This window comes from Sporolactobacillus kofuensis (genome assembly GCF_024125425.1).
Taxonomy (GTDB): Bacteria; Bacillota; Bacilli; order Bacillales; family Sporolactobacillaceae; genus Sporolactobacillus; species Sporolactobacillus kofuensis.
Map to the genome: position 1 here is coordinate 25,834 of NZ_JAMXWN010000018.1, position 12,604 is coordinate 38,437.

The following is a 12,604-nucleotide window of genomic DNA, read 5'->3' on the forward strand; positions in this document are numbered from 1 at the left end:
AAAACTTATAATACGAGGTGCGTATGGAATGATCGAACAAATTCCTTGGTTGAATGAGATTGTAGAAGCGATGAAATTTTTTGGAGGGCGAGCCTCATTATCAGATATTTATATAAAGATTGAGGAAAGTGGACGGATTGATATTAACAGATATACGGATTGGAAAGCACAGATAAGAAAACATATCTATTTGTATTCAAGCGATACTGAAGTTTTCAAAGGAGATCCAGGAGACCGCTCGGATTTATTTTATGCTACTAAGGGGAAAAGAAAGGGCTATTGGGGTTTGCGAGGATTTGAACCTAGCGACAATAATGTAGAACTCACTGAGGATGATTTAGGATTTGTTGAAGGAAAAATAAAGTTAAGACAGCATATTTGTAGGGAACGAAATCCAAAGGTCATTCAACGAGCAAAGGAAAAATTCAAACAAGAACATAACGGTCGTCTCTATTGTGAAATTTGTGGCTTTGATTTTTATAAAACCTATGGTGAACTAGGTGAGGATTTTATCGAAGGCCACCATACACTACCGGTATCACAATTAAAACAAGGACAAGTAACAAAGATAGAAGATATTGCCCTCGTATGTTCTAACTGTCACAGGATGTTACATAGAAGAAGACCTTGGTTAAGTAAAGAAAAATTGAACGAATTATTAAATACGAAGCGAGAATTTTAGTACTAATGTATGATCAAAAGTGCTGCCAAACTGATTGGAATGTAAATCAGTTTTAATTGAAATCAAGATATTGAGAGGGATATTCAAAAAATGAGCATGCAAAAGGGCTTGTTCATGGTTGCAGAAATTCAACATAAAATTGTAGAAGTTGAAATATGCCTTCCTTTATTTCTGAAAAAATAATTGCTAGCTAATGTCCAATAGCCCATTAGCTAGCAATTAATATTGACAGGCATTTTATCATCTTTTTATTATCATCAGGTCATAATAGTGAATTAAAAAGATTATCTGTATAGATTTAATCTAAGAGCCCCGAAAATTCTTTTTCCTCACTTGGCAATTCTTCAACTTTGTTTAAGTTACGCTGAATGGCTCTTGTTCGAACTGCCACTTTATCCATGTTATTACTAGCTTCTTGCAGTTTCTTTTGTGTTTTTTCAATAATATCACCAAATTTGCCAAATTCAGTCTTAACTTTACCTAATGTTTCCCAAACCTCACTTGAACGTTTTTGAATAGCTAGTGTACGGAATCCCATTTGAAGGCTGTTTAAAAAGGCAGCCATTGTCGTTGGTCCGGTAACTGTTACTCTGTAAGTATTTTGTATAAATTCTACCAGACCTTGAATTTTTAAAACCTCTGCATATAGACTTTCCGTTGGGACAAACAATACCGCAAAGTCAGTCGTATCAGGCGGACTAATATACTTATCATGAATAGTTTTCGCTTCTAACTTAATTCGGGTTTCCAGCTGCTTAATACTTTCTTTCACAGCTTCCACATTTTCACTTTCTTGTGCAGTCATTAAATGCTCATAAATTTCATTTGGAAATTTAGAGTCAACTGGCAGATAAATGAACTTCTCCGAGTCTTGTTTCGATGGGATCTTGATGGCAAATTCAACCCTGTCGTTACTATTTTTTTTGGTTGCAACGTTTTCAACATATTGGTCTGTTGTTAAGACTTCTGCCAATATATTTCCAAGTTGAATTTCTCCCCATATCCCTTTTGTTTTTACATTGGTGAGCACTTTTTTTAAGTCGCCAACACCAGTTGCAAGAGCTTTCATTTCACCTAATCCATTATGAACCTGTTCAAGACGATCACTGACTAATTTAAATTTCTCTCCTAGTCTTTGTTCCAAAGTGCTATTCAATTTTTCATCGACTGTCTGGCGCATTTCTTCCAATTTCTTTGAATTTTCCTGACGGAGTGTATTCAATTTTGTTTCAATAGTTTCGGTCATTTTCTTCATTTTTTCTTCATTCGATAATGTTAATTTTTCTAGTTTTCCTTCAAAAGATTGTATTTTTTGATCAAATATATTTCGGACGTCTTGAAGCCCATCTCTTATCGTTTTGCTGGTTTTTTCTTTATTTTCTTCCAACTTTATTCCATTTTCTTTCTGCAACGAGCTTAGATTTCTCTCTAGAGTCTCTGTCATTGATTTCATTTTTTCTGCATTTATTGTAGTTAATTTTTCAAGCTTATCTTCAAACAATTGTATTTTTTTATCAAATGTATTCCGAATATCACGAAGCCCTTCTGTAAGTGTTGTGCTTGTCTTTTCTTTTGTTTCTACCAATTTTTTTATATTACTTTCCTGTAAATTTGAAATTTTTTCTTCCAAAGTATTACGAATACCTTCCATCTGGCTTTCATTGCTACTAATCATTTTTCTAACAGTTTCATTGGTATCTTTATTTATGGTTTGCTGAAGTTGTGCATTCTCTGCAATCCTGGATAGAACGGATTCAGCGAAGCTGTTGAGGTTTTTGCTTAATTCTTCTCGATTTTTCCCAGCAATTTCATAATTTTCCGTTCGGCTGCTTTTAAATTCATCATTAATTATCTTTTGCGTACAATTACTCGTGTCTGTAATTTGTTTGATAATAGTTTCCTTGAATAAATCAATATCTTTTGATGAAGATCCATCCGGTGACTTCTTTACTTTAATTAAAATCACAAGCCCGATTGCGATATTGATTAATACGGACAACAGAATAATAAACACCAAAATGATCCCCCCCAGAAAAAAATATTAACCAATTAGAAAAATGATTATTTCGTGATTATTATAATCTATCAAAAATAAAAATAGAGTTGTTTTCTGTCGTTTATTGCGTAAATACAAAATTTATTAGTAGATTACGCGTTATTTAAGCAAATGAAATTGAATAGTTAACTTTCCATGAATACTTATATTTGATGGAGGAGATTACCATTTATTGTCGAATCTTGATCAACAAAGGGCAGTGTACGGTCTTGGGTGGATTTATCCACATGAGGAAAATAAATGATTGATAGTCTGGTCAATTCACAAAATAAAAAGAGGTGATTCCATTGCAAACAAGTTCCATTGTTCAAAGCTATATTAATCGTACTGAAACGTTCAAGGATGCCTTCTCTAACAAATGGTCGTTTATTTCTTTTGAAGATGCAGGTGAAGATTGGCAGGAGAGTCGCAAATTCCGATGCCAGTGCGGAAGGACATTGAAATATCGCTATACATTAAAATATGAGGGTTCACTTGAGGAATTGTCAAGTATGCTCACAAATGATCAGAAGAAAGAAATCGAGAACAATGGCAATCTTATCTATTTCGGTGAAACCTGCTTTGGACACAAAATTTTGGGGCTGTCCCAGGATAAGTCAGATAAACTGGAGAAATCTGTTCGACATATTCGTAACTTAACTTCGAAATACAACGATGATGAAGCGGTTAAGAGAGCACTAAATGCTCAAAGAAGTTTAATTGAAGCACTCCGTGCAGTGCATGCAAAGATACCGGTAGAAACTGAATTAATGGATAAGCAAGACATACCCTTAATGAAAGATCAGTTAGACGAATTAAAGGAGATACGTCAGGAATACTTAAAAAAACAAAAGGCAAAGGAGCAATCGGTCGCAACTGCTCTTGATCAACAAGGCGACGATTCTTGGACAGCTTTTCAAAATTTTGCAAGAGGAACTGAACTGGCTCATACGACTGAAGAAAAGGAACTTATTTCTTATAACATCTCAAAAGAGTTCATCGACAAGGATACGGATTTTCAAATGAAAATGCGGACAACATACGATGAGCTATCTTTTGGCAGTGCTCTAAGTGCTGTCGACATATCATTTGAAATTGAGAGAAAGTGTATTAAAAGTTATGGTTACTTTTCATCGGGACGGCCAAAATTATACACAGAATTACTAGCGCTCTTGTTGGCCCTAAAGGAGAAGGGGTTAATACAAATGATTAGCGGTGATATCAACGACTTTGTTTTTAAAAAGAGTGATAAGTATCGATGAATAAAAAGTTGACTGTTTTGCTGATTTAATTGAGTTTTAAGTCAATAAAATTTGTTTCACCAATAGAGTGTTACAGATCAGATAAGGGGGTTATTACATGGATTTTATTCAATACCTGATTAATAGACAATCAATGCGAAAAGAAGGTAGGAAGATAGGCGAAGTCTCGGCAAATCAATACAATAATCGTCTCGATAATTTAAAAAAGAGGGGCATTTACAACGGAGAAGATCACTTAACTGAAGATATGATACTGCAGATTAATGATATTTATGCTAATAAAACCAGTGAATATGAAAGAACAATTAACTATTACATTGAGTACAAACACTATTTGGAAAATCATTAATAAAAATTAGTGAATATGCCTCCATAATCTCGGACGAATGAAATTTGTCAGTCAGTTAGTAATTTTGAAGAACAGATAAATTCATTTACTACATGTTAACAACGATGATACAGTTACAGAATCATTCAGCTTATCTCAATTCCTTATAAAGGCGATGATGATTCCAATGAAACTATACGTTGGGATTACGGACTTTGAGTGGTTTAAGACTTTAAAACAGGCAAACTGCGATGAAGTGAACTTTTGGAAACCTGGCGGGCGTACAAACTTTAAAGCTTTGAATGAGGGAGACCTGTTTTTGTTCAAGACGCACAGCCCGAGAAATTACATCGTTGGTGGCGGCTTCTTTTTAAAGTTTTCTATTCTTCCATCTTCACTTGCTTGGGATGCGTTTGGCATTGCAAATGGTGCAAGTAGTTTGATGGAGCTTAATGATCGCGTTTATAAATACAAAAAGACAGATCGTTTTTCTGATCCTGATCCGCAGATTGGCTGTATTATTTTGTCCATGACTTTTTATTTTGATGAAAAGGATTGGATTCCCCAACCAAAAGATTGGAACAGTAATATTGTGCAAGGTAAAACTTATAAGACTTCTGAACCGGTTGGCTTATCCTTATACCAACAAGTTCAGGATCGATTGAGAAACAGCGAAGCCATGCGGTCCGGTCAAGTTAACGAAGATACATGGGCTAACCGTTATGGCAAAGAACGATTAATCAAACCACGAGTCGGTCAAGGTGCCTTCAAAGTGATAATTGCCGATGCTTATCACAGAAGGTGCGCAATAACCGGTGAAAAAACGCTGCCCGTACTCGAAGCAGCACATATCAAACCGTACAGCATGAATGGACCTCATGAGATAAAAAATGGGTTACTCCTTAGAAGTGACTTTCATACTTTATTTGATCGAGGCTATATCACCATTGATAACACACTGACCGTAGAGGTGAGTCATCATATTAAAGAAGACTTTGGCAATGGCAAAGAGTACTATGCCTTTCACGGCAGTAAATTGGCAGCATTACCCGAACGCGGTGATCAGCTACCAGATCAGCACTATCTAGAATGGCATAATGAACATGTTTATTTGGGATAGCAAATAATATTTAGAAAAGCAGGCAAGGTAATAGAGGCACTGGAAGTAGCCTCTGATTTTGAAAGATTAAGAAATAATTTTCCTGATGCTTCTTTTCGAGTGAAAGACTTATTGAAGAGAATCAAATCTAGTGAATTTGTCATACTGGAATAACATATATTATGTCCTTTTCTTCAAAGTTAACCAGTCTTGGAGGGGTGAGCGTGGAGCTAGTTAGCAAAAAAGATTTATTAATGGAATTTGAAGTGAAGGCGAGCTTTTATAATGTGAAAATTGGTGACAGAGTATTTGAGTGCAGAAATCAAGCTAAGATAAATCGAATCGGCTTTTATTCAGACAAACTTGATGCCATATTTATCCTTTGTAATCCAGGCTCATGTGATCCTCGAATGAAGGAAATGGTTCCTGCCCTGGATCCAAGAAGCGAAGAAGTTCCATTTATTCAAGCCAATTCAGATCCAACACAGGAACAAATAATGAGATTGATGAAAATCATGCAATGGAATCAGATATCTATTATTAATCTGTCAGATCTCTGTTCTGGCAATTTAGCAGATTATAAAACCAAATTGAAGGATACAAATAATTATTCTTTTACCTATCATTCTATTTTTTCTAATGAACGTGAAGATGAGTTGGAAAAATTGTTACATTCTAACCTGGATGTAGAACTAATTGCTGGGTGGGGCACTGAACCGTGTATCAAAAATATCGCAGAAAAAGTATTTCAGCATAGGCTTATCAACAATATCAAGGGTTGGAAACATAATACTCATCCATTTTATTATCATCCCAATCCACATAATTATGACAGTAAAAAAGAGTGGATTGATCGAACGCTTCAATCTATTGGTGTGAAGTTAGTTAAGCTGAAATCCAATTAATGTTGTTTAAAGTTGTTTGTCATAGTGAGAATTTGAATAGATAAAAGGTAAGAATGTGGTTTTTGCCTTAGTAGTGGATCTAAAGAATTGGCAAATAGTGAACTTGCAATATTGAATAAATAGTAAATTCTTTGGATTATTATCATGGTAAAAATGTCATTCATAGTAAGTCGGAAAAGAAACGAAGAATACTATCGAATCAGAATAGAAGGGTCAAGAGATTCGGCATTAAAAGTGAAGTACAGCATTTTTGAAAAAATATTTTTTAAACTCAATTGTATGCATTTTTATCAAATAAAGTTGCACAAAAGTTGCTTTTATACAACTCCAAAAGTAGCTAAAAGATTTAAATCTATTCATTGAGAACAATGAATATGAATACTATTGATTGTTCTGATAAAGGCGAAGATACAATTGCTCATTAATTGGAATCTGTGCTGGATCGGGATTCAAGGCTGTCAGTTATCTCCGCCTATTTTACAATTTATGCTTTTAGTAATCTTAAACGTAAACTCGAACATATCAATCAGATGCGTCTGATATTTATGAAACCCACTTTTATCATAAAAGAAAGCGAAAGATAATATTTACTGTGATCCAAACTTTACGTTTATCAAAATTCATCAATTTACTGAAAAGATGACGGAGACCTTGTTCCGTTTAGGAAACATCAGACCCTGGAATGCTGATACATTAACAAAATTAACTTGATCAGAAACGGTACATTCTAATTGGAGGTACTAATGGACGAAATAACAAAATTAGCAATTAAACATATAAACGATGCCATCAAGGAGGATTCTTTGATAGTTTTTGTTGGCGCTGGCGTGTCTGCAAATTCAGGTCTTCCAAAGTGGAGTGAACTTATCGATGTGTTCAAAGACGAAATAAATGTTGATGACAAAGAAAATGATTATCTAAAAATTGCTCAGTATTACTTTGATACTGTAGGTCAATATAAATATTTCCAGAAGGTAATGGATGTATTTCAACCGCATATTAACTCTCAACCTAATGAAATTCATAACCAAATATTTAGAATTAAGCCTAGGCATATTATTACAACAAACTACGACTCTTTGCTTGAAGATAAGATGAATTCAAGTATTGCGAAATATGAAGTGATTAATCGAGACTCCGACATTCCATATTCAAAATCTGATCACTATTTAATTAAGATGCATGGCGACTTAGTGCAGAAAAACATTGTTCTTAAAGAAGATGATTACCTAGATTATGGAAACAATTTCTATATGGTATCAACCTTAATCAAGGCTCTGATTATGAATAATACGGTGTTGTTCGTTGGGTACTCCTTGAATGATTCAACCTTTAATTCGATTTTTAGGTTGATTCAAAAAGGATTCGGAGGCAATGCTAGGAAAGCATATTTCTTTACAGCGGAAGCTCAAAACGCTGCTGCAGTAGAATATTATAAAAATAAAGGTATCCGAGTTATTACTGGTGAAAAAGAAAAGTCAGATGGAGATATTGGCAAGTGTACGATCGAATTCTTGAAACAAATAGATTCAGAAAGTCCTTCTATTCCTGCCACATCTGAACAGTTATGGGAAAACATTAAATTCCTTGATCATTTGTACTTTGTCGAGAATCAAGATGTTGCAGTGTTTTCAAATCTTAAGTCGAAAGCGATGCTATTCCCTCAAATTGAATTTAAATGGAGAGAGAAAGACAACGATTCATTGAATATTGCCAACAATAACGACATCGTTGACTTCTTAGATAATAAAACTTGGTTAAACACATTTTTGGATTATAAAAGTGATGAAAAATATCAGTTTTTACAGAATCCGATTTTACTTGAAGGGTATAAGCTATACAGTGAGCACAAATATGAAGAAGCTAAATTAAAATTTAGAGAAATCGCGAATGCTGCATTTGTAAAAAAAGATTATTGGAACTATCTGGTGGCCGAGTTCGATGTGAGCCATATTGGAGTACATTTTGGAAATGATATAGATTTACCTGAACCATCAACTGGGGTCAACGATTTAGATAAAGTGATTGAGTCGCTTATTTCTAACGGAGATGAACAAACAAAACATATTTGTAACTATTTTAGGGATGAAATCCAAAGTTTTCGTTTTGTTTATAAAAAATTATTCAAAATTGATGATTTGCTAGACAACTTGAGAAATGAACGAAACAATTATAAAAATGGCGGTTCATCATACAACAATAATTTAGGGACTGCTCAATATGAATTCCGCTCGTTGCTGACTTTTGTTGAAGCAAACTGTATTACGGTGTTTCAGTATAAGGAATTTAAATCTGTGGTTAATCGATATTTTGAATGTTTATTGATTGCCTTCGATAATTCAAACTATCAAGCAAATGAAGATGGTATGTTTGGAGGCACATCATCAATTATTGATGAGTTGACGCTTGATGATATTCAAATTATTATCCCTTACTTGGAAAAGAAGAATGTGCCGGCTTTATTAGAAAGTTATGGACTATCTAAAATCAAAGTCACCGATGATGCTGTTAAGTTCCTTTTTGATAAAACTTCTACACTTTCTAGCGAATTACAATCAATCTATTCGCTTGATGGCGCACAGCAAATTTCAAAATACATTGACTTTCTTTCATTTGTAAAAATAAAGGATAAGGATATTAATGAAATTATTCCACTACTGGATAACTACCCAATGGTTCCAAATAACTCAGCAGATATACAGAAATTACTTATTATTCTAATTAATGGAATGAATTCTATTCTTGAGAAAAATTATGGAAAATTAGTAACAATTATCAATCAACATCTAAGTAAAATAGTCGCTGGCAATATCATGGATACACATAGTAGTAATTTCCATTTGTATTCACTCTTGATGGAAAAAGTTTACGAAAAACATAATGAATTAAAAATCAGTATTGAAGTTTTAGAAGAGAAGATATGTCTAATATACAATAAGCCTGAAATATTAAGTGATATTACAAAATATAGGGATTTCTTAATTAATTTTTATCGTTACTTTAATCATGAATTGAAACAGTTAGTGGATGATATATTGGCCAAATATGAAACTTTAGATGATTTAGAACCCAACTTATATTTCATTAAAGGGTTGGCACTAAATGAAGTTTATGGGTTTGTTTCTAAAAAAGAATACATCTTAAATTCTGAGATTGCCATAGTAAACGCAGATGAAAATCCAGGGATGAGAAGATATCCTGATCCTAAAAAGGCAGCAATTTCAGATTTGTATTCTTTTATTCAGCAAGGTTACTTCAAACTTGAAGAAGTGAAAGAAAAGTTAAACCTAGATTCTATAAAAGGTGTTTTTCCTGAAGTTGATTGGACACTTTTTAATGATTATTCGGATAACACAATTTCAAAATTTTTACAAAATCGTAGTTTTTCTAACGCTCGAAAATTTTTTGGTAAAACCAAAGAAGAGTCTAAAAGATTTGACGCGTGGTTATTGGAACAGGCATTGAACGATAACATTAGATTCAAGGATAAAAATCTTAAGTAGCTATTGATAGCAGAAATTAATCAAGGAGAGAAGAATACATGGCAAAAAAAAGCAACTTTCACGCACTTATAGATGGTTGTTTCTGATACGCCATATTCTCTGCTGAAATCCTTCACCAATGTCCCTGATTGATACAAATCAACGATCATTTTCTTGAAATCATCATTAAATCGATTTCCGTTGCTTGGGTTGGCATGCCGGACACATCCTTCGTTAGTCAATAGTTTAACTAAAATGTGTTCGTAAAACCATACTAGCATCAATATTTACGAAAGCAAAAAAGAGTGGATTGATTGAACGCTTCAATCAATTGGTGGGAAACTTTAACGGAGATCCAATTGTTTAAACACGTACCTATTGATTATCAGCAATTGCGTTATTTCGATTGATCACAGCAAATATAATGTTTAAAACAGGACAATACTTAAGTTTGTAACCATATCTGAGCGTCAGTTATCCCAATTTGTTCGTCCAGTGATTTGGTAACAGAATTGAATAAAGAAAGGAGTAATTAATTAGGGTTATAAAAAAGTATATAAAAAGAATAAAAAAGTATTTAAATTACTTTTGTTAGGGCATATAATAAATACGTAGAGGAAAGGAGGAGAAGAAAAAATAATTTAAGTCAATAATTTTTTTAAGCAATAAGAATCCCCAGCGTCTATTAGTTGGGTAATTTTTAAAGATCATTCAACGAAAGTAATTAAATTACTTTATAAAGTACTGGAGGAATTAAAATGAAAATTGAAGAAAAACAGAACTTACTATGGAAAAGTGCGGATGCCATGAGGGGAACAATGGAGATTGCTCAAATCGTAGATACTGAATCGATTATTCTGACGCATATGTACATTGAAGCAAATAGTGAATTAGCTGATCAAATGCCAAAGAAATTATTGTGGTCAAACATCACACGTGGAGGTGGAAGTTTCAAAGAAAAAATTAAAAATGCATCAGTTACTGCGGAAAAAAAATTTTCCTTCTTAAAGGATGTATTTAATAACATCGAAATACCCAACCAAGTTGATGACAATGGCCTTTACCAATTAATCAATACTTTTCAACCATTTAACACATTAAACGTAAATGAATTTGCTGAACTATTTGAGACACTGCTGTATAAGTTTGGAGAAGCTGAAGGAAAGGCTGGGGGTGAGTATCTTACACCGGCACCACTTGCAAAACTGTTGTCACAACTATTAGATATTAGAAGTGGCGATGTCAACGATGGAGTAGCAGGAATTAATCAATTTCTGGTTGAAGCAAATCGTAATGCTGAAGAGAATGGCGGACATGTAAATCTCTATGGACAAGAAATCAATGCAAGAACATGGGCACTTGGAAAAATCTATTTATTCATGAGTCGATTGACGAATGCTACTGTGACACTTAGCGATACATTATTAAATCCACCTTTGACAAATGACGGCGTTCTTCAAAAATTTGATTTTGTACTAATGGATCCGCCATATTCCATGCGCTGGGATCCTGAACAAATTAAAGAAGAGAATTTGGGACGATTTACTTATGGTTTGCCAAGTAAATCAAAATCTGATATGGCTTTTATTTCTCATGTTGTAGCTTCCCTTAAGGAAAAAGGAAAGGCTGCTATAATTTTGCCACATGGTGTGCTTTTTAGAGGGGGAGCAGATGGGAAAATTCGCGAAGAGATTATCCGTGATGATTTAATTGAGGGCGTTATCGGTTTGCCGGCAAACTTGACATACCGTACTTCGATACCAGTAGTAGTCCTTATTCTAAATAAAAACAAATCTAAAGAAAGAAAAAATAAGATTCTATTCATTAATGCAAACAATGAATATACACCAGGTAAAGGAAGAAACACTCTCGAGAAAAAACACGTTGACAAAATTGTTAAGATGTTTCGCTCTGGTGAAGAAAATGAAGAAGCCTGTTGCTTTGCCTCGACAAAAGAAATTTTAGAAAATGATGCAAATCTAAACATATCTAGATATTTTACTATGAATGAAGTGCAAGGGAAATTTGGTCAGGTTAAAGTAGATCTTGAGAAATTCGAAAAATCTGCTACTCCTAAAAAATATCTATTTGAAATTGCAGAAACATTCAGAGGTATGAATACTCCTTCACTTACAAAAATAACAAACACAAAAGACGGATATCCGGTCATCCAACTCGTTGATGTACAAGATGGAGAAATTAAGTTTGACCAATTAAGTATGATGCCAATTGACGAGCCATCTAAAATTCAAAATTTCCTCGTTCAAGAAGGAGATATCATTGTCTCAAATCGCGGAAATGCAATCAAGATTGCCATCGTACCCAGAATTGACAAGAAAATCATTCTCAGCCATAATTTCCACGCGATTCGCCCAAGAGAAGGAATGAATGCTCAATTCATCAAAGCGTATTTAGAGAGTCCTGTTGGACAGTCATATATTGAATCAATGCAAAAGGGAACCGCAATCAAAGTATTGACTCTTAAAGAATTTAATTATTTAATAGTACCCGTTTTGCCAGCGGAGCAACAAGAAGTAATAGGTGATACAGCTGAGAAAGCTGAGAAAGAATACAGAAAAACATTAAAACAAGCAACGGAAAAGCGAAAGAAAATATATGAGGATTGCTTTGATAAGATGGGGATTAGTAGAGCTATATATGAAAGTTAATGAAAAAAGTAGTTTTGTTGCACGATTAAGCAATCTACACTGTGAAATCTGATAAAATAGGGATATTCAGATGTGACTTTAGCAGTGAATCATAGGTTTCAATTACTAACATCCCAATTTTCAATATGCCAATGAATTTTGA

Annotated in this window: 8 protein-coding genes and 1 pseudogene; 7 read left to right on the forward strand and 2 right to left on the reverse strand. The window is 33.9% G+C overall.

Annotation, left to right across the window (positions count from 1 at the left end):
* The first annotated feature begins 28 nt into the window (after window positions 1-28).
* On the forward strand, window positions 29-682 hold the full coding sequence (locus NIE32_RS12715; RefSeq protein ID WP_253077274.1) for an HNH endonuclease: 654 nt from the start codon (window positions 29-31) through the stop codon (window positions 680-682).
* Window positions 683-980: 298 nt separating this feature from the next.
* Here the strand turns inward: NIE32_RS12715 and NIE32_RS12720 are convergent, their stop codons facing one another.
* The gene (locus tag NIE32_RS12720) at window positions 981-2,696 is read right to left on the reverse strand and encodes a DNA recombination protein RmuC (protein ID WP_253077275.1); all 1,716 of its coding nucleotides are present in this window, start codon (window positions 2,694-2,696) and stop codon (window positions 981-983) included.
* Between the two features lie 329 nt (window positions 2,697-3,025).
* Here NIE32_RS12720 and NIE32_RS12725 point away from each other — a divergent pair, with 329 nt between their 5' ends.
* The 5 genes from NIE32_RS12725 (at window position 3,026) to NIE32_RS12745 (ending at window position 9,814) form a co-directional block, all read left to right on the forward strand.
* Window positions 3,026-3,979: a hypothetical protein gene (locus NIE32_RS12725; protein ID WP_253077276.1), complete on the forward strand. Its 954-nt coding sequence runs from the start codon at window positions 3,026-3,028 to the stop codon at window positions 3,977-3,979.
* Between the two features lie 97 nt (window positions 3,980-4,076).
* Window positions 4,077-4,328, forward strand: coding sequence for a hypothetical protein (locus NIE32_RS12730; protein WP_253077277.1), 252 nt, complete (start codon window positions 4,077-4,079; stop codon window positions 4,326-4,328).
* Window positions 4,329-4,494: 166 nt separating this feature from the next.
* Window positions 4,495-5,427: an HNH endonuclease gene (locus tag NIE32_RS12735; RefSeq protein WP_253077278.1), complete on the forward strand. Its 933-nt coding sequence runs from the start codon at window positions 4,495-4,497 to the stop codon at window positions 5,425-5,427.
* Between the two features lie 203 nt (window positions 5,428-5,630).
* Complete coding sequence (locus NIE32_RS12740; RefSeq protein ID WP_253077279.1) at window positions 5,631-6,311, forward strand: hypothetical protein; 681 nt, start codon at window positions 5,631-5,633, stop codon at window positions 6,309-6,311.
* A 743-nt stretch (window positions 6,312-7,054) separates the two neighbouring features.
* Complete coding sequence (locus tag NIE32_RS12745) at window positions 7,055-9,814, forward strand: SIR2 family protein (RefSeq protein ID WP_253077280.1); 2,760 nt, start codon at window positions 7,055-7,057, stop codon at window positions 9,812-9,814.
* A 56-nt stretch (window positions 9,815-9,870) separates the two neighbouring features.
* Here the strand turns inward: NIE32_RS12745 and NIE32_RS12750 are convergent.
* Window positions 9,871-9,963: pseudogene (locus NIE32_RS12750) on the reverse strand (helix-turn-helix domain-containing protein); the annotation flags it as partial.
* 588 nt (window positions 9,964-10,551) lie between these two features.
* On the opposite strand from NIE32_RS12750, the gene NIE32_RS12755 reads away from it, so the two are divergent.
* The gene (locus NIE32_RS12755; protein ID WP_253077281.1) at window positions 10,552-12,462 is read left to right on the forward strand and encodes an N-6 DNA methylase; all 1,911 of its coding nucleotides are present in this window, start codon (window positions 10,552-10,554) and stop codon (window positions 12,460-12,462) included.
* The last annotated feature ends 142 nt before the right edge of the window (window positions 12,463-12,604 follow it).

What these genes read in the sequence shown, in the direction of transcription:
- NIE32_RS12715 (WP_253077274.1), top strand. Translation starts at nt 29, where the DNA reads ATGATCGAACAAATTCCTTGGTTGAATGAGATTGTAGAAGCGATGAAA.
- NIE32_RS12730 (WP_253077277.1), top strand. Translation starts at nt 4,077, where the DNA reads ATGGATTTTATTCAATACCTGATTAATAGACAATCAATGCGAAAAGAA.
- NIE32_RS12735 (WP_253077278.1), top strand. Translation starts at nt 4,495, where the DNA reads ATGAAACTATACGTTGGGATTACGGACTTTGAGTGGTTTAAGACTTTA.
- NIE32_RS12745 (WP_253077280.1), top strand. Translation starts at nt 7,055, where the DNA reads ATGGACGAAATAACAAAATTAGCAATTAAACATATAAACGATGCCATC.
- NIE32_RS12755 (WP_253077281.1), top strand. Translation starts at nt 10,552, where the DNA reads ATGAAAATTGAAGAAAAACAGAACTTACTATGGAAAAGTGCGGATGCC.